Here is a 16,543-nt window from a genome sequence, read left to right as displayed (position 1 = left end):
GATGGAATCGTGCCCGCCATCAGCATGGAACGCTGCCCGCGATCGCATGGAACGCCGCCCGCCATCGGCTGGAACAGCGCCCGCCATCAGCGTGGAATCGTGCCCGTCATCGGGTGGAATACGCACCTGGGCCTTCCCAGCGGCCATCCGGATGAAGGAGGCGGCATCACCGACGTGTACCTCCACAATCCCGGCCCCGGCACCGCCATGGCGATCCTGCCGGAGGGCGGACGCTTTGCCGTGTATCTCGAAGGGGCCTGGGAAGTGCTCCACGCGCCCGCAAAGGACCAGGCGGTTCAGCAATCCGCTGCGGCAACCGCCAGACGCTTCGTGCCGCGGCCCGACTGGCTCGGCGTCTAAACCTCCAGCCACTCCTTGCGCACGTACGCATCGTCCTTCAGCCCCTGAGGGGTGCCGTCGAAGACGATGCGGCCGTGGCCCATGACGAGCGCGCGGTCGGAGATGGAGAGCGCGATCGTCAGCTTCTGCTCGATCAGCAGCACCGACATGCCGCGCTCCTTCAGCTTCTGAAGGTACTCGGCCACCAGCTCCACGATCTTCGGCGCCAGCCCTTCGGTGGGCTCGTCGATGATGATGAGGCCGGGGTCGCCCATGAGGGTGCGGCACAGCGTGAGCATCTGCTGCTCGCCGCCGGAGAGCACGCCGGCTTCGGTGTGCTGCCGCTCCTTCAGGCGCGGGAACATCCCGTACATGTCGTCGAAGGTCCAGCGCGGATTCTTCGGGTTCGACGATTTCTGCCCCAGCATCAGGTTCTGGTGCACCGTGAGCTGGGGAAAGATGTCGCGGTTCTCGGGGACGTAGCCGATACCGAGGTGCGCGATCTCGTAGGGCTTGCGGCCCTGGAGGTCCGCGCCCTGCCAGCCGACGACGCCCGTGCTGTCGACCATGCCCATGATGGCCTTGGCCGTCGTCGAGCGGCCTGAGCCGTTGCGGCCCAGCAGCGCGACGATCTCGCCCTCGCCCACGCCGAAGCTCACGCCGTGCAGCACGTGGCTCTTGCCGTAGTACGCGTGGAGGTTGTCGACCTTGAGCATGCTCAGTGGCCTCCTTCCTGCGCGGCTGCGACAGCCGAGCCGAGATAGGCTTCCTGCACCTTCTGGTTGGCGCGCACCTTCTCCGGCGTGTCGTACGCGATGATCTCGCCATAGACCACCACCGCGATCTTGTCGGCAAGGCCGAAGACCACGCCCATGTCGTGCTCCACCGTCAGCAGCGTCTTGCCGACCGTCACTTCCTTGATGAGATCGATGAAACGCTTCGTCTCGCCGCGGCTCATGCCGGCCGTGGGTTCGTCGAGCAGGATCACGTCGGCGCCGCCGGCAATGGTGATGCCGACTTCGAGCGCGCGCTGCTCGGCATAAGTGAGATTCATCGCGAGCACGTCACGCTTCTTGTGCAGGCGGATGCGCTCGAGCAGCGCTTCGGCGCGGTCGTTCGCGTCGTCGAGGTCGGCGAGGAACTTCCAGAAGCTGTACTTGTAGCCGAGGCTCCACAGCACGCCGCAGCGCAGGTTCTCGAAGACCGACAGCTTCGGGAAAATGTTGGTGATCTGGAAGCTGCGCGAGAGGCCCATGCGGTTGATCTCGAACGGCTTCTTGCCGTCGATGCGCTTGCCGTTCAGCAGGACCTCGCCGCTCGTGGGCGCAAAGCGGCCGGAGATGAGGTTGAAGAGCGTCGACTTGCCGGCGCCGTTGGGCCCGATGACCGCCACGCGTTCGCCCGGCGACACGGCAAGGCTCGCGCCGCGGATGATCTCGGTCTTGCCGAAGGACTTGCGCAGGTCCTTGAGTTCGAGGGCGTAGGGGGAACTCACAACACGCTCCTCCGCCGGGCCGCCCCAAGGAGGAGCACGCCCCCTCGGGGGGCAGCGCAGTACACGAAGTGACAAGCGTGGGGGCTCACAACACTTCCCTCCTTGCCGTTTCCTTCTCGATTAACTCCTGGATCTCACCCCACTGCTTGCGGAAATGCCGCCGCGTGAGCTCGAACAGGCCCAGCGCGGTCAGAAGCACGAACGCCGCGCCGAACCAGCTGTTCACGCTCCTCGTGTCGAGCGCGGCGCCCAGGAACTTCACCTCGTTGCCGAGCGCTACGTTCAGCTGCAGGTGGTAGATCATCTCGATGATCGCCGCCGCGCCGAGCAGCACGAGCAGCCCGGTGACGAAGAGTGCGAGATAACTCACCCACAGCTCGCGCAAGCGCCCGAACGCGGCCACGCGCAGGTTCATCATGATCAGGCTCGCGATGCCGCCCGGCGCGTACATCACCATGAAGAGGAAGATGAGCCCGAGGTAGAGCAGCCACGCCTTCGTGAACTCGGAGAACAGCACGAAGGCCAGCACCATCAGCACCGCGCCGATGATCGGGCCGAAGAAGAAGGTCGCGCCACCGAGGAAGGTGAAGAGCAGGTAGGCGCCGGAGCGTCCCGGCCCGACGACTTCCGCCGTCGCGATCTCGAAGTTGAGCGCCGCGAGGCCGCCCGAGATGCCGGCGAAGAAGCCCGCGATGATGAAGACGAAGTAGCGCACGCGCTGCGTGTCGTAGCCCACGAACTCCACGCGCTCGGGGTTGTCGCGCACCGCGTTGAGCATGCGCCCGAGTGGCGTGCGCGTGAAGGCGAACATGAGCGCGACGCACACGAAGGTGTAGAGCGCGATCAGGTAATAGACCTGGATCTGCGGGCCGAAGGTGATGCCGAGGAAGGGCTTGCCGACCACCCGGTTGGCGGACACGCCGGCCTCGCCGCCGAAGAACTCCGAGAACATGAGCGACATCGCGAAGATCAGCTCGCCGATGCCCAGCGTGATCATGGCGAACGTGGTGCCCGCCTTCTTCGTCGTGACGTAGCCGAAGAGGATGGCGAAGAACATGCCGCCGAGTCCGCCCAGGATCGGCAGCAGGCTCACCGGGATCGCCAGCACGCCCTTGGAAGCCATGTTCAGCGCATGGACGGCGACGTAGGTGCCGAGCCCCGTGTACACCGCATGGCCGAAGCTGAGCATGCCGCCCTGCCCCAGCAGCATGTTGTAGGAGAGGCAGGCGATGATGCCGATTCCGATCTGAGACAGGATGGTGACGCCCAGGCCGCTGCTGAAGATGTGCGGCGCGACAATCAGCAGCAACGCGAACGCCGACCAGATGACCACGCGGGCCACGTTGATCGGCTTGAATTCGTAGTACGCGGCAGTGGAAGCAGGGGCCATCGGATCAGCCCTCGCGCGTGCCGAGCAGTCCGCGCGGCCGGAAGATCAGGATCAGCACGAGGAACAGATAGGGAAGGATCGGCGCCACCTGCGAGATCGTGAGCTTGAGCAGCGTGTTGCTTTGCGCGGCGGCGGCGCTGACCCATCCGAGGTTGGCGAAGAGCGAGCCGAGCGAATGATCGAGCGCCACCGCGAAGGTCTGCACGAGCCCGATGAGCAGCGAGGCGACGAACGCCCCCGCGAGCGAGCCCATGCCGCCGACGACCACCACCACGAAGATGATCGAGCCCACGGTGGCGGCCATGTTCGGCTCCGTCACGAAGGTCGCGCCGCCGATGACGCCGGCCAAGCCTGCCAGCCCGGCGCCCGCGCCGAACACGAGCATGAACACGCGCGGCACGTTGTGGCCCAGCGCTTCGACGGTCTCGGGATGCGTCAGCGCCGCCTGGATCACCAGGCCGATGCGCGTCTTCGCGAGCAGCAGACCGACCGCGACCAGCATGAGCACCGCCGTGAACATCATGAAAGCCCGGGTGGCGGGAAACGGCGAGCAGATCACCTTCACGCCCTCGGCAGGCGTACACAGCGCCGCCGGCGCGCTGCCGAAGATCAGGCGGAAGCCGTCGACCGAATGCTGCACCAGCGTGAACGCCGCGCCGCGCAACGCCTCGGGCGGCCGGAACTCCACGGCGGTGCGGCCCCAGATCAGCTGGACGAGTTCGAGCAGCACGTACGACAGCCCGAAGGTGATCAGCAATTCCGGCACGTGGCCGAACTTGTGGACCTTGCGCAGGGCGGTGCGCTCGAAGATCGCGCCGAGCAGGCCCACGACGAGCGGCGCGAGGAACAGCGCGGGCCAGAAGCCCACGAGCTTCGCGATGGAGTAGCCGACGTACGCGCCGACCATGTAGAAGCTCGCGTGCGCGAAGTTCAGCACGCCCATCATGCTGAAGATCAGCGTGAGCCCGGAGCTCAGCATGAACAGCAGCAGGCCGTAGCTCAGGCCGTTCAACGTGGAGATGACGAAGAATTCCATCCGGGCTCTGTTCTTCACTCAGACAAGGAAAAGGGCCCGTCGGGGCCCTTGCGACGCGGGGCCTTCGATCAGCCCGGCCGCTTCATCTGGCAGCTGGTGGGCGTGCTCGAGACGTAGCTCGGATACTCCTTCACCGGCACCAGCGTCATGCCCGTGTTCTCGGGGCTGTAGGGGAACTTGCCGCCGGCCTTTTGCCACACGGTCACGTACAGCGGCTGCTGCAGCTGGTGGTCGGTCTTGCGCATTTCCACTTCGCCGTTGAAGCTGTTGAACTTGAGACCTTCCATCGCCGCGGCCACCTTGGCCGGCTCGGTGGAGTTCGCCTTGGCCATCGCGGCGCTCACGGCGTTCAGCGCGTGCACGAACGCCATGGTGTAGATGTCGTCCTTGAACTTCGTCTTGAACTCGTCCTGCCACTTGCCGATCATGCCGCCCATGTTGTAGTGGCTGTACGCCACCTGGAACACGCGGCCTTCGCCGCCCTTGCCCAGCGCCGTGGGCGTGCCGGTCACGCCGGTGTAGTAGGTGAAGAATTTCCCGTTGTAGCCGCCTTCGTTGGCCGCCTTCACGAGCAGCGAGAGGTCGGAGCCCCAGTTGCCGGTGATCACGGTGTCGGCACCCGACGCCTTGATCTTGGCGATGTAGGGCGCGAAGTCGCGCACCTGGGCCAGGGGATGCAGGTCCTCGCCGGCGATTTTCACGTCGGGGCGCTTGCGCGCGAGCATTTCCTTGGCGTACTTCGCGACCTGGTGGCCGTGCGAATAGTTCTGGTTGAGCAGGTAGACGCTCTTGACGTCCGGCTTGTCCTTCATGAAGGTCGTCATGGCCTCCATCTTCATGGACGTGTCGGCGTCGAAGCGGAAGTGCCAGTAGTTGCACTTGCTGTTCGTGAAGTCGGGGTCGACCGCCGCGTAATTGAGGAAGACGAGTTCCTTGCCGGGATTGCGCTCGTTGTGCTTGTCGATCGCATCGATCAGCGCGCCGGCGACCGACGAACCGTTGCCCTGCAGGATGTAGCGCACGCCACCGTCGATGGCGGCCTTCAGCGCGTTCAGGCTTTCCGCGGGCGACAGCTTGTTGTCGATGCCCTGCACTTCGAACTTCACGCCGGCGGGGTTGCCCTGGTTCAGCTTCTCGGCCACGAACTGCAGCGACTTGAGCTGGTTCGTGCCGACCGGGCCCATGAGTCCCGTGAGCGGATCGATCCACATCAGCTTGACGGTTTGCCCCTTGGTGGCGGCGGCTGCGGCGGGTGCGGGCTTGGCGGCCGGTGCGGCAGCGGGCCTGGCGGGAGCTTGCGCGTGCGCGGCGGCACAGACGAAAGCAGCGGCGAATGCAAGCGAGCGAATGGCGAACGTCACGTTTTGTCTCCTGTGAAAACCTTGCGCGAGCGTACAAGTTTTGTGCAGCGCACCGGTCAGGGAATGCCCCTAAGCCGGTGAGCCGCCTATCGCGGAGGCGACAGAAGCGCGGGACGCCCGGCTCAAGTCCCCGGCAACTTGTAGTCCTTCAGCAGTTCGCGCAGCTTCGTCTTGAGCATCTTGCCCGTCGCCCCGAGCGGAATCGCGTCGACGAACACGACGTCGTCGGGCACCTGCCACTTGGCCACCGTCTTGTTCTCGTAGAACTTGAGCAGTTCCTCGCGGGTGAGCTCCGCGTCCGGCCTCTTGACCACGGCGACGATCGGGCGCTCGTCCCACTTCGGATGCCGCATGCCGACGCAGGCGGCCATCTGCACCGCCGGGTGCGCCATCGCGATGTTCTCGATGTCGATCGAGCTGATCCATTCGCCGCCGGACTTGATGACGTCCTTGCTGCGGTCGGTGATCTGCATGTAGCCGTCTGCGTCGATGGTCGCGACGTCGCCCGTCGGGAACCAGCCGTCGACCAGCGGGTCGCCGCCCTCGCCCTTGAAGTACTCGCGCACGACCCACGGGCCGCGCACGTACAGGTCGCCATACGCCGCGCCGTCCCAGGGCAGCTCGGTGCCCTCGTCACCGACGATCTTCATGTCCACGCCATAGATCGCGCGGCCCTGCTTCAGGCGGATCTTCATCTGCTCGTCCGCGGACAGGGACTCGTGCTTGTTCTTCAGCGTACACAGCGTGCCGAGCGGGCTCATCTCGGTCATGCCCCATGCATGCAGCACCTCCACGTCGTACTGCTCGCGGAACGCCGTGATCATGGCCGGCGGGCACGCCGAGCCGCCGATCACCGTGCGATTCAGCTTCGAGAAGCGCAGCTGGTCCGGCTTCATGTGGCCGAGCAGCATCTGCCACACCGTAGGCACGCCCGCGGCGAAGGTCACGCCCTCGGACTCGATCAGCTCGTAGACCGACTTGCCGTCGAGCGCCGGCCCGGGGAAGACGAGCTTGCAGCCCGTGAGCGCGGCCGAATACGGGATGCCCCACGCATTGACGTGGAACATGGGCACGACCGGCAGCACCGAGTCGCGCGCCGACAGCGACATCACGTCGGGCAGCGCGGCCGCGTAGGCGTGCAGGATGGTGGAGCGGTGGCTGTAGAGCGCGGCCTTGGGGTTGCCCGTGGTGCCGCTCGTGTAGCACATGCTCGAGGCGGAGTTCTCGTCGAAGTTCGGCCATGCGTACGTGGCGGGCTGCCCGCCGATCCAGTCCTCGTACGCCACGAGGCTGGGCAGGCCGGAGTCCTTGGGCAGCCGGCTCGCGTCGCACAGGGCGACGTACTGGCGGATCGTGGAGCACTTCGCGTGAATGGCCTGCACCAGCGGCAGGAAGCTCAGGTCGAAGCACAGCACCTGGTCCTCGGCATGGTTCGCGATCCAGGCAATCTGGTCCGGGTGCAGCCGCGGGTTGATGGTGTGCAGCACGCGGCCCGAACCCGAGACGCCGAAATAAAGCTCGAGGTGCCGGTAGCCGTTCCATGCGAGCGTGGCGACACGGTCGGAGAAGAGCAGGCCCATGCCGTCGAGCGCATTCGCGACCTGCCGGGCGCGCGCGGCGACGTCGCGCCAGCGATAGCGGTGGATGTCGCCCTCGACGCGCCGCGACACGATCTCGCCGTCGCCATGGTGGCGCTCGGCGTGAACGATCAGCGACGAGATCGAAAGAGGAAGGTTCTGCATCAGTCCCAGCACGTCGTCGTCTCCTGCATGTTCAATTTGATACATGCATCCTAAGGGACAATTCGGCGCATGGACACCGCAATTCCCCCGCCCGCGCCGCACCGCGAGCTCCAGCTGCGCGCTGCGCGTGCGGCCTTCGTGAAGGAACTCGGCGCCGACCGGCTTGCGATGCTGCACCGCGGAAATCTTTTCCTGGACCTGCTGGCGATCGTGGGCGCCCCTGCCCTCTTCCTGGCGAATGCCTGGGTGCTGGCCACGCACGGCATCGGCGATCCTCTATGGTGGCTGTGCCTCGTTCTCCAGGGCGATCTCGTCCTCGTGATGGCGTTCATCAACCACGACGCCTTCGTCCACCGCAAGCTGTTCCCGCCGCGCCTGCGCTGGGTGCTGTCCTCCATCCTGGTGTGGCCCTCGCAGATGCGTGGCGCCGCCTACGAGCAGATGCATCTCACGCACCACCGCGCACTGGGCACCGAGGGCGACACCGAGTTCTACAAGATGGGCATCGACACGCCGCTCAAGCGCATCCTCTATGCGACGCCTGCGCTGATGGTGTACCGCGTTCTGGTGCTGGGCAACAAGACGTCGTCGGTGAACCTCTCGGCGAAGGCGCCCGAGGCCGGCAGCCGCGAGGCTTCGCGGCTGCGCTGGGAAAAGTGGACGCGCGTCGCGGTGCTCGCGGCGGTCATCGGCGTCGCCCTCTGGGACTGGCGCTACGTGGTGTTCGGCTACGTGCTGCCGTTCGCCACCGTGACGCCCCTGCTCAACACGATCCGCATCGTGCTGGAACACCTCGACCTCGATCGCGACAACCCGCTCTGGGTCGGCACCTTCTACCGCACCGGGCCGTTCTCACGCCTCATGTTCTGGTGGGACGCGGGCGACTGCCACCTCGTCCACCACTTCTACGCGAACATTCCGTACTACCGGATGAACCACGCGCTGCGCCTGATGCGGCCGATCCTGATCCGCGAAGGTGTGTACGAACAGCGCTCGCTCTTCTCGCTGCTCGGACAGTGGTTCAGTGGCCGCCGAGCCCACTGGTCGGCTCCGCGCCGCGCACCGACGGCTTGAAGTGCAGCATGACGGTCGTGCCGGACCCGAGGTCCGACGCGACCTCGATATGCCCGCCGATGCTCTCCATCACGCGTCGGCAGAACACCAGCCCCATGCCGTTGCCGCCGGAATCGGCGCGGGTCGTGACCGGCTCGCGGGTGAGCCTCGCGAGCACGGGCGGGGGGATGCCGGGACCGTTGTCGGCGAATTGGATCCAGGGACGCCGGCCGTCTTCCACGCCCGTTTCGATGACGAGCCGCGCGTCGGCCCGTCCCCGCAGTGCGATCAAGGCATTCTTGGTCAGCGTACACAACACGAGATACAGCAGGTCGCGCCGGCCCGGCAGCTGGAAGTCCTGGGTGATCCGGTACAACACCGTTGCCCGTTCGTCCTGCTCGAACGGAAACTCGTCGAGCAGCGCCTCGACCAGGCTCGATGCGCTGACCGACTGGGGCATGGCGCCGGGAAAGGCGTCGCGGGCGGATTGCACGAAGGTCGACACGAGCGACTGGCAGTAGAGCGCCCGCCGCTCCGCGCGCTCGAGCGCCGCCATGAGTTCGCCGGCATCGTGTTCGGTGAAACGCGCGACGCCCGGCGCTTCGCCCGGCGCCGGCGGCAGATAGCGCGCGGCGATGCTCGCGACGCAGCCGCGCACGGTGGCGAGCGGCGTGTTGAGCTCGTGGGCCAGGAAGCCCAGCGTTTCGCGCAGCGCCGCGGCGCGCCGCTCGTTGGTCGCGCGTTCCTGCCGCTGGCTGCGGTAGAGCGCCATCGCTTCCTGCAGCGCCTCGCGCGTACTCTCCTCGGCCAGGGGTTTTTCGAGGATGCGCAGCACCTTGCCCTGGTTCACCGCGGCGATGGCGACGTCTTTCTCCGCATAGGCGGTCGCCAGCAGGCGGATCACATGGCGGTGGTCGCGCTGCAGCGCATGCAGCAGCTTCATGCCGTCGCGCTCGGGCATGCGGAAGTCGGTGACGACGACGGCGTATTCGTGCTTCGCCTCGGCGAGCACGGCCAGCGCCTCGCTCGTGCCCGCCGCGGTGACGATGGTGAACTCGGACGCGAAGACGCCGGCGAAGACCTTGCGGGAAACCGGATCGTCGTCGACGAAGAGGATGGCCTGGGGCGGTTCGGAGAAAGGCATCAGCGGCGGGTGGCCTGCGGCTCGTCCGCCGGCCGTGCGCGGTGCGACTCGATCCAGGCGCGAAGTTCGTTGTTGGTACGTTCGGTCAGCGCGTCGATGCGGCCGATCCAGTCGGGGTCGGCGGGCCACGCCTCGCGCTCCAGCATCGGAATATAGATCTCGCGGCTGTAGCGGTAGAGCGCGAGCGCGCCGGCCTCGCCGCTCATGCCGACGAGCGAATGCAGCGCGTCGACCGTCGCCTGCCGGTCGTTGGCGCGCACCGCCGCATGAAGCCGTTCGATGAGTGCCTCGATCCCGGGAACATACTCGTCGATCAGCTCCTCGAGCATGCCGATGCGGTGGTAACCCTCGAGGCGCGAGACGTCGAGCAGCGCCGCGGAGGCCGATGCCGGACGCGCCAGGGGCATCGCGGGCGTGCCGATGCCGAAGAGCACGGCCAGCCGGTCGAAAAGCACGGCGGGTTCCACCGGCTTGGTGACGAAGTCGTCGATGCCCGCCGCCTTCGCCCGCTCGACGAGTTCGGCCCCGGCATGCGCGGTGATCGCGAGGATGGGCGCCGCGCGCGACGCGGAGGCGCCCTGGCGAATCCCGCGTGCCGTCTCTACGCCGTCGAGCACGGGCATGTGGATGTCCAGGAGCAGCGCGTCGAAGGCGGCGCCGTCGCGCGCGGCGTCGAGCGCGGCCTGACCGCTGCCGACTTCCACGACCTCGGCGCCCGCGTGCCGGAGGTATGCGCCCACGGCCGCGCGGTTGTAGGCATTGTCGTCGGCCAGCAGGAAGCGCCGGCCTTCGAGCCAGCCGCGACCCCGGGCCCGCGCCTGGGCCCGGGCATCCATCGCGGTGCGCATCACCTGGACCAGCGTTTCCGCGTCGCAGGGTTTGGGCGCGAAGCCGTCGAAGCCGGTGTTGGCCGTCTTCACCCGGGCGAGGTGCGCCGGCTCGCTCGAGTGCGCCACGAGGCAGACGTCCCGGTTGTTGCCGAGTGCGCCGGAGCGCACGGTCTCGGCCACCTCGTAGCCATCCATGCGCGGCATGTTGAGATCGAGGATGACGAGGTCGAAGGCCGATTCGCGCAGCGCCTCGACCGCCTCGACGCCGTCGGCCGCCTCGCGCACGGTGCAGCACAGCGCCAGCAGCTTCTGCCGTGTCGCGCTGCGCAGCGCGGCGTCGTCGTCGACCAGCAGGACACGGCGGTCCGCGAAGGCGCGCCGCGCCTCCACCATCGTCTGCAGTCGCCGGGCCTCGACCTCGCGCGCATCGACGGCGGGAAATCCGATGATGAATTCGGTGGACTCTCCGGGCACGGACTCGCAGCGGATGCTGCCGCCGAAGGCCTCCATGACGCGCTGGCAATACGCGAGGCCAAGGCCCGTGCCGCCCGCCTTGCCGCTGGTGCCGAAAGGTTTGAAGAGCTGGGCGGCGACTTCGGCCGGGATGCCCGGGCCGGTGTCGCGCACGCGGATCGTGCCTTCGGCCACCGTCACGGTGATGCGCATCTCGGGCTTGGCCGAGACGTAGTAAAGGGAGTTCTTGAGCAGGTTGAAGAGCACGAAGAGGAAGGCCGTCTCTTCGCCGCGGAAGGTGAAGTCCTTCTCGACGTCGAGGCTCACGCGCGCGCGCAGCTGCTCATTCTCGTAGCCGTACTCGGCGATGGCCTTGGCGCTCACCTCGGCCGCGGAGAGATAGTCGAAACGCTTGGGATCGATGGGCTTCGCGTTCACCTGGTCGAGCGTCATCGCAATGACCTGCAGGCCGCGGTTGACCGCCAGCTCGCCCTGGGCCACGTGCTTGTAAAGGCCTTCGATGGTAGCGCGGTCGACGAGGTGCTGGCGCTGGTGGTGGCCCGGAATCGGCAGCGCCTGCCGGATGTGTTCCAGGCTGTGGCGCACCTGCGCCATCGGGTTGCGCATCTCGTGCGCGATCGAGCCCGCGAGCGACGCGTACGCCTGCCGCACCCTTTCGGCGGTCGCCTGTTCGAGCGCGTACTTGAACATGCTGCCGCCGACGATGCTCGTCAGCAGCAATGGCAGGCGCGCGACGTATTCCTTGGGCAGGTGAGGGTTGGGGTCCGTCAGGCCGTAGAGCGTGCCGCCGATCGCGAAGCCGGTGATCAGCATGACCACCATGTTGCGCCAGTCGGCCAGCAACATGAGCAGGAAGACGGCGAAGAAGGTGTTGCCGACCGCCGCCGCATTGCCGCCATGCTTGAGCGAAGTGAATGCGAAGGTGAGCGGCAGCGTGATGATGACGACCGCGTAGGAGTACGGCATGTACAGCGGCTTCAGGCGCTCCGGCCATCGGTGCCGCAGGAACAGCAGCAGGCAGATGGCGGTGTCGAACATGCGGATCGCGAAGTCGTCGTAGCCGGCGGTGGGCCGCACGAACCGCACCGCGTACAGCAGCGGGAATCCGATCAAACCGAGCAGGCTGAGGTAGTGCAGCAGCAGCGGACCATGCTGGTGATACGCCTTGTAGCGCGCAAACAACCCTTTGAGGGGAGATGTCATGGCGATTGTCCCTTCACTGGGTCCGTGGCGCGCCCTGACCGCCGAGGCCGGCCGAGACGTCGCGCGCTGCCCCGCGGATGAGCGTATAGGCCTTGGAGGTCCCGAGCAAGGGGACTTCCTTCGCGAATACCGAAAAGCCGAACCGACGATAGAGCCGGCCAAGCACGTGGGTGCAGGTGGCGAAAAGCCGTTCCACCCGCGCATGGGCGCGCGCGTAGTCGAGGGCGATGAGGAGGCAGTGTCGCAGGGCGTCGACGTCGCTGCGGTACTCGGGAGCCAGAACGAGCCGCCCGACTTCCCAGTCCCCGGCAAGCAGGGCGGGGGCATCGTCTCCAAGCTGCGGCAGCAGCGTCTCGGTCAGCGTGAGCTGCCAGCCGAGCGGAACGATGCGGATGGTTCCGATCAGCTCGCCATCGAGCTCGAAAGCGAAGACGAAGCCGATTTCGTCTCTTTTTTTTCGACCGTTTCGAATTGCGGCCCGCCGGCCGCGTGATGGACGGACAAGTCGATGTTGTCTTCGCGCAGGGCCAGGACCGTGGCGATTTCCTCTTCGCCGCGCAGATGACGCAGCGTGACACCGGAGAATCGCGACGGCTGGGGCGCTGCGACAACATGGGAACCCGACGGATACGAGGGCGCGATTAACTGAAAAGTCATACAACTCCGGTGGGCCATGAAATGCTGGGCCTCAAGGGGATTATGGAAAAGCGATACGACTCGCAACACTGTCAGATCTGACAGGTGCCCTAGGGGAATTGCTTAATTGCCACAGACGCCCGCGCACATTGCGGAACGCGGACAATCGGCGCAGAGATTATCGGGAGCCGAAATGACCTACCCCATCCAAAAGTCCGAAGCGCAGTGGAAGGAGCATCTGGCCGAAAAAGGCGCCGAGCCCGGCGCTTTCCAGGTCACGCGCCACGCCGCGACCGAACGGCCGTTCACCGGAAAGTACGAGCGCCACTGGGCCGACGGCAGCTACGGCTGCATCTGCTGCGGCGCGAAGCTCTTCGATTCGGGGACGAAATTCGACGCCGGCTGCGGCTGGCCCAGCTTCTCGCAGGCCGTGCCCGGCGCGATTCGTGAGATTCGCGACATGAGCCATGGCATGGTGCGCACCGAAACCGTGTGCGCGCAGTGCGGCGCGCACCTGGGCCACGTGTTCGAGGACGGCCCCGCGCCCACCGGGCTGCGCTACTGCATGAATTCGGCCTCGCTCGACTTCCAACCCGAGGACAATGCCGGCACATGAAGCTGCTCATCGATTTCTTCCCGATCATCCTGTTTTTCGCGGCGTTCAAGATCTGGGATATCTACGTCGCGACGGGGGTCGCCATCGTCGCGACCATCGCGCAGATCGCCTGGCTGCGGATGCATCACGGCAAGGTCGAGCCGATGCAGTGGGTGAGCCTGGGCGTCATCGTGGTGTTCGGCGGCGCCACGATCCTCGCCCACGACGAGACCTTCATCAAATGGAAGCCGACGGTGCTCTACTGGCTCATGGGCGCGGCGCTCCTGATCGGCCAGCTGTTCTTCCGGAAGAATCTCCTGAAGTCGCTGATGGGCTCACAGATGGAGCTGCCCGACGCCGCCTGGCGCGCCATGAACTGGAGCTGGATCGGCTTCTTCGCCGTCATGGGCGTGCTCAACATCTGGGTGGCAAGCCATTTCGACACGGACACCTGGGTCAATTTCAAGCTCTTCGGCGGCATGGGTCTCATGGTGCTGTTCGTCCTCGGGCAGGCCCTGTTCCTTAGCCGGTACATGAAGACCGATACGCCGGAATCCTGAATCGCCATGGCCACCGGCATCACCGCCGCGCAGCTCGAAGCGAGCCTGCGCGAAAGCCTCGCGCCGACGGCGCTCGAGGTCCTCGACGAAAGCGCCGCGCATCTCGGCCATGCCGGATCGGACGGCACCGGCTCGGGCACGCATTTCCGGGTGCGCATCGCCTCGCCCCGGTTCGCCGGGCAGTCGAAGGTCGCCTGCCATCGCCTTGTGTATGATTCCTTGAAGGTCTACATCGACATGGGCCTGCACGCCCTCGCGATCGAAGTCCTCCCCACCCTTTCCTCCTCCTGAAGCCGTTCCCATGAAGAAGATCCTTATCGCGGCCGCCGTGGCTGCCATTGCGGCGGCCGCCGTGCCGGCATTCGCGCAGAACGTCGCCATCGTCAACGGCAAGCCCGTGCCGAGCAACCGGGTCGACATGCTCGCGGCGCAGCTTGCCAAGGCGGGCCGTCCCGTGTCCCCCGAAATGCAGGGCCAGCTGAAGGACGAAGTGATCGCGCGCGAGATCTTCATGCAGGAAGCGCAGAAGCGCGGCCTCGACGCGAGCGACGACTACAAGTCCCAGATGGAGCTGGCCCGCCAGACCATCCTGATCCGCGAACTGTTCGCCGACTACCAGAAGAAGAACCCGGTGACCGACGCCGAGGTCAAGGCCGAATACGACAAGTTCGCCGCGGCCAATGGCGGCAAGGAATACCGCGCGCGCCACATCCTGGTCGAGAAGGAAGACGAGGCGAAGAAGATCATCGCCGACGTCAAGAAGGGCCAGAAATTCGAGGACATCGCCAAGAAGCAGTCCAAGGACCCGGGCTCGGGCGCCAACGGCGGCGACCTCGACTGGGCCACGGCCAGCAGCTTCGTGCCCGAATTCAGCCAGGCCATGATCAAGCTGACCAAGGGCCAGATGACCCAGGAGCCGGTGAAGAGCCAGTTCGGCTGGCACATCATCCGTGTCGACGACGTGCGCGAGGCGCAGTTGCCGAAGATGGAGGAAGTGAAGCCGCAGATCGCGCAGCAGCTGCAGCAGCAGAAGCTCGCGAAGTTCCAGGAAGAGCTGCGCACGAAGGCGAAGGTCGAGTAAGCCCTCCTCGCAAGCCTCACTTCAGGAGCATCAGCACGCCGATGAGCACCGGCTGGTGCGCCATGTACCAGGTGAGGCTCCAGCGGCCCAGCAGGGCCAGCGTCTTCGAAGGCCGCTTCGCGAGAAGCGGCCTTTTATTTTGCAGCAGCCACCGGCCGGAGGCCATGCCCCACCACATGACGCCGAGCCACGGAACCAGCGGCACGTAGTCCTCGGTGGGCGGCTTGGTGGACGCGAAGCCGATCCAGTTGAGCGCGCGCGTGTCGAAGCCCGGCAGCACGATCCAGTTCGCCGCGATGGCGAGCGCGCCGGCGGGCCACAGCCACCGCCCCCACCCCGAGGTGAGCCGCACGACGATCAGCATCACCGCGATGCCGTGCAGCACGCCGAAGTAGATGAATCGCTCGCGGAACATGAACCAGGAGCCGATGGAGACGAGGACCGCACAGCCGGCGACCTGACCCCAGCGTTCCCAGAAGCGCCGCCAGCTCTGCTTCTGCTCGACGGCGACCGCCTGGCCCAGGCCGGCGCAGAACAGGAACAGGCTCACGATCAGCGTGCGCTGCGTGGTCCAGAACGGATCGCCGTAGAAGTTCTGTCGAATCCAGCCGACGTTCGCGAGGTCCCAGCAGAAGTGGTAGGCCGTCATCCAGACGACGGCCGCACCGCGCAGGGCGTCGATGGCGTCGTAGCGGGCGTGGGAATCGTTCACTGCGCGGGAGTTTAGGGCTCCTCGGGCTGTGGCGCGCACGAGAGGAAGTTCGAGAATGAACTCAGCGCAGCGTCAATCGCAACCAGCTCCCATCTTCCAGGTTCAAGCACGCGCCACCGGGGTCGGCAACCAGTCGCTCGGCAGCTGCCGCAAGCGGAAGATTGGGTGCGACGGAGTGCCATGACCCATCCTTTTGCCACCGGAGCAGACGTAGTGAGCGGCGCGACTGATCGGGAACGATCAGCATGTGCGCGGAGCCCGAAAGTGCAACGATAGCGCCCAGCCGCTGCTCCACCGCGCCCATACGATGATTCGAGACGTCTCGCGTCTCCCCGAAGGCCACCAGCTTCGGCGGCTGGTATCGATAAAGCGTCAGGATGCCTCCAATGTGCGGCGTGGTGACGCTGACGAGGTCCAGATTTCCGTCGCCATCGAAGTCCGCCGCCCCAATGGGATTGAGCCAGCGCATGTTGCCGACATGCGGGCTGCGCGCCCGCTCCACCAGGCGTGGTGACGTCTCCGGCCCCTCAACACCAAAGACAACGAGGGCCGCACCCCTGTCGGCGTGTGCCTCCACCACGATGACCTCGTCGCGGCCATCGCCGTCCAGGTCCGCGAGCCGTGGCCGTCGATCCTCAAAGACGCGATCGTCAGGCAGGCGCAGGTAGATCTCACGGTCGCCTTGCGCAGTGCTCACCACGGCGTGCAAGCTACCGGCGTGCGTTCTCGAGCCCAGCGCCGCATGCCCATACCGGTTGGTTGGCGAACCTAGGAGTGTGGGCGGCAGAAGGGTAGCCCGCGCCCTTCTCCACAGATTCTGAAGCTGTGGCGTTGAATGCGGTGGCGCACCCCGGACCGGGACGGGGGCGGCCCCTTCCGCGAATGTCCCCCG

Annotated in this window: 16 protein-coding genes and 1 pseudogene; 6 read left to right on the top strand and 11 right to left on the bottom strand. The window is 66.3% G+C overall.

Annotated features, from left to right (window positions below; all coding sequences use genetic code 11):
- Positions 1 to 360, top strand: a pseudogene (locus AB7E83_RS26900) (hypothetical protein); the annotation flags it as partial.
- On the opposite strand, the gene AB7E83_RS26895 reads toward AB7E83_RS26900, so the two are convergent.
- The 6 genes from AB7E83_RS26895 to AB7E83_RS26870 all read right to left on the bottom strand — a co-directional run bounded on the left by AB7E83_RS26895 (position 357) and on the right by AB7E83_RS26870 (position 7,375).
- A complete protein-coding gene (locus AB7E83_RS26895; protein ID WP_428574376.1) occupies positions 357 to 1,055 on the bottom strand; it encodes an ABC transporter ATP-binding protein in 699 nt (232 codons plus the stop codon). The pseudogene AB7E83_RS26900 and the gene AB7E83_RS26895 overlap by 4 nt on opposite strands.
- A gap of 2 nt (positions 1,056 to 1,057) precedes the next feature.
- Complete coding sequence (locus AB7E83_RS26890) at positions 1,058 to 1,834, bottom strand: ABC transporter ATP-binding protein (RefSeq protein WP_428574374.1); 777 nt, start codon at positions 1,832 to 1,834, stop codon at positions 1,058 to 1,060.
- Between the two features lie 85 nt (positions 1,835 to 1,919).
- The gene (locus AB7E83_RS26885; protein WP_428574371.1) at positions 1,920 to 3,224 is read right to left on the bottom strand and encodes a branched-chain amino acid ABC transporter permease; all 1,305 of its coding nucleotides are present in this window, start codon (positions 3,222 to 3,224) and stop codon (positions 1,920 to 1,922) included.
- A 4-nt stretch (positions 3,225 to 3,228) separates the two neighbouring features.
- Positions 3,229 to 4,260 carry a branched-chain amino acid ABC transporter permease gene (locus AB7E83_RS26880; RefSeq protein ID WP_428574368.1) on the bottom strand — a complete coding sequence of 344 codons (1,032 nt, stop codon included), beginning with the start codon at positions 4,258 to 4,260 and terminating at the stop codon, positions 3,229 to 3,231.
- A 68-nt stretch (positions 4,261 to 4,328) separates the two neighbouring features.
- Positions 4,329 to 5,621, bottom strand: a complete 1,293-nt coding sequence (locus AB7E83_RS26875; RefSeq protein WP_428574366.1) for a branched-chain amino acid ABC transporter substrate-binding protein — start codon at positions 5,619 to 5,621, stop codon at positions 4,329 to 4,331.
- Between the two features lie 122 nt (positions 5,622 to 5,743).
- On the bottom strand, positions 5,744 to 7,375 hold the full coding sequence (locus AB7E83_RS26870; RefSeq protein ID WP_428574364.1) for a 3-(methylthio)propionyl-CoA ligase: 1,632 nt from the start codon (positions 7,373 to 7,375) through the stop codon (positions 5,744 to 5,746).
- A gap of 57 nt (positions 7,376 to 7,432) precedes the next feature.
- Between AB7E83_RS26870 and AB7E83_RS26865 the strand changes: the two genes are divergently transcribed.
- Complete coding sequence (locus AB7E83_RS26865; protein WP_428574362.1) at positions 7,433 to 8,437, top strand: fatty acid desaturase family protein; 1,005 nt, start codon at positions 7,433 to 7,435, stop codon at positions 8,435 to 8,437.
- Here the strand turns inward: AB7E83_RS26865 and AB7E83_RS26860 are convergent.
- From AB7E83_RS26860 to AB7E83_RS26850, 3 genes are read right to left on the bottom strand one after another with little or no spacing between them, the layout of a single operon-like run.
- Entirely contained in the window at positions 8,385 to 9,560 is a 1,176-nt protein-coding gene (locus AB7E83_RS26860) for an ATP-binding protein (RefSeq protein ID WP_428574360.1), read from the bottom strand. The two genes, AB7E83_RS26865 and AB7E83_RS26860, sit on opposite strands and share 53 nt — an antisense overlap.
- Positions 9,560 to 12,067: a response regulator gene (locus tag AB7E83_RS26855; RefSeq protein ID WP_428574358.1), complete on the bottom strand. Its 2,508-nt coding sequence runs from the start codon at positions 12,065 to 12,067 to the stop codon at positions 9,560 to 9,562. Before AB7E83_RS26855 ends, AB7E83_RS26860 begins: the two co-directional genes overlap by 1 nt.
- Before the next feature lie 13 nt (positions 12,068 to 12,080).
- A complete protein-coding gene (locus tag AB7E83_RS26850) occupies positions 12,081 to 12,728 on the bottom strand; it encodes an N-acyl amino acid synthase FeeM domain-containing protein (RefSeq protein ID WP_428574356.1) in 648 nt (215 codons plus the stop codon).
- A gap of 168 nt (positions 12,729 to 12,896) precedes the next feature.
- Between AB7E83_RS26850 and msrB the strand changes: the two genes are divergently transcribed.
- From msrB to AB7E83_RS26830, 4 genes are read left to right on the top strand one after another with little or no spacing between them, the layout of a single operon-like run.
- Positions 12,897 to 13,319, top strand: coding sequence for a peptide-methionine (R)-S-oxide reductase MsrB (gene msrB / locus AB7E83_RS26845; protein ID WP_428574354.1), 423 nt, complete (start codon positions 12,897 to 12,899; stop codon positions 13,317 to 13,319).
- Entirely contained in the window at positions 13,316 to 13,858 is a 543-nt protein-coding gene (locus AB7E83_RS26840; RefSeq protein ID WP_428574352.1) for a septation protein A, read from the top strand. The genes msrB and AB7E83_RS26840 overlap by 4 nt, the downstream gene beginning before the upstream one ends.
- 6 nt (positions 13,859 to 13,864) lie before the next feature.
- Positions 13,865 to 14,149, top strand: a complete 285-nt coding sequence (locus AB7E83_RS26835) for a BolA family protein (protein WP_428574349.1) — start codon at positions 13,865 to 13,867, stop codon at positions 14,147 to 14,149.
- Between the two features lie 10 nt (positions 14,150 to 14,159).
- Positions 14,160 to 14,939 (top strand): peptidylprolyl isomerase, encoded by a 780-nt coding sequence (locus tag AB7E83_RS26830; protein WP_428574346.1) that lies wholly within the window; start codon positions 14,160 to 14,162, stop codon positions 14,937 to 14,939.
- A 16-nt stretch (positions 14,940 to 14,955) separates the two neighbouring features.
- Here the strand turns inward: AB7E83_RS26830 and AB7E83_RS26825 are convergent, their stop codons facing one another.
- Together AB7E83_RS26825 and AB7E83_RS26820 are read right to left on the bottom strand one after the other, a co-directional pair.
- Positions 14,956 to 15,588: a DUF1624 domain-containing protein gene (locus tag AB7E83_RS26825; RefSeq protein WP_428574378.1), complete on the bottom strand. Its 633-nt coding sequence runs from the start codon at positions 15,586 to 15,588 to the stop codon at positions 14,956 to 14,958.
- A gap of 124 nt (positions 15,589 to 15,712) precedes the next feature.
- Positions 15,713 to 16,348 carry an FG-GAP repeat domain-containing protein gene (locus tag AB7E83_RS26820; RefSeq protein WP_428574344.1) on the bottom strand — a complete coding sequence of 212 codons (636 nt, stop codon included), beginning with the start codon at positions 16,346 to 16,348 and terminating at the stop codon, positions 15,713 to 15,715.
- Between the last annotated feature and the right edge of the window lie 195 nt (positions 16,349 to 16,543).

Source organism: Ramlibacter sp. (assembly GCF_050250995.1).
GTDB lineage: Bacteria > Pseudomonadota > Gammaproteobacteria > Burkholderiales > Burkholderiaceae_C > Ramlibacter.
The sequence above is the reverse complement of the archived record's forward strand: the minus strand, read 5'-3'. Positions and strand labels throughout refer to the sequence as shown.

Excerpts from the sequence above, each read along its gene's own strand:
- AB7E83_RS26895 (WP_428574376.1), bottom strand. The coding sequence starts at position 1,055 with ATGCTCAAGGTCGACAACCTCCACGCGTACTACGGCAAGAGCCACGTG.
- AB7E83_RS26885 (WP_428574371.1), bottom strand. The coding sequence starts at position 3,224 with ATGGCCCCTGCTTCCACTGCCGCGTACTACGAATTCAAGCCGATCAAC.
- AB7E83_RS26880 (WP_428574368.1), bottom strand. The coding sequence starts at position 4,260 with ATGGAATTCTTCGTCATCTCCACGTTGAACGGCCTGAGCTACGGCCTG.
- AB7E83_RS26865 (WP_428574362.1), top strand. The coding sequence starts at position 7,433 with ATGGACACCGCAATTCCCCCGCCCGCGCCGCACCGCGAGCTCCAGCTG.
- AB7E83_RS26860 (WP_428574360.1), bottom strand. The coding sequence starts at position 9,560 with ATGCCTTTCTCCGAACCGCCCCAGGCCATCCTCTTCGTCGACGACGAT.
- AB7E83_RS26855 (WP_428574358.1), bottom strand. The coding sequence starts at position 12,067 with ATGACATCTCCCCTCAAAGGGTTGTTTGCGCGCTACAAGGCGTATCAC.
- msrB (WP_428574354.1), top strand. The coding sequence starts at position 12,897 with ATGACCTACCCCATCCAAAAGTCCGAAGCGCAGTGGAAGGAGCATCTG.
- AB7E83_RS26840 (WP_428574352.1), top strand. The coding sequence starts at position 13,316 with ATGAAGCTGCTCATCGATTTCTTCCCGATCATCCTGTTTTTCGCGGCG.
- AB7E83_RS26835 (WP_428574349.1), top strand. The coding sequence starts at position 13,865 with ATGGCCACCGGCATCACCGCCGCGCAGCTCGAAGCGAGCCTGCGCGAA.
- AB7E83_RS26830 (WP_428574346.1), top strand. The coding sequence starts at position 14,160 with ATGAAGAAGATCCTTATCGCGGCCGCCGTGGCTGCCATTGCGGCGGCC.
- AB7E83_RS26825 (WP_428574378.1), bottom strand. The coding sequence starts at position 15,588 with ATGACGGCCTACCACTTCTGCTGGGACCTCGCGAACGTCGGCTGGATT.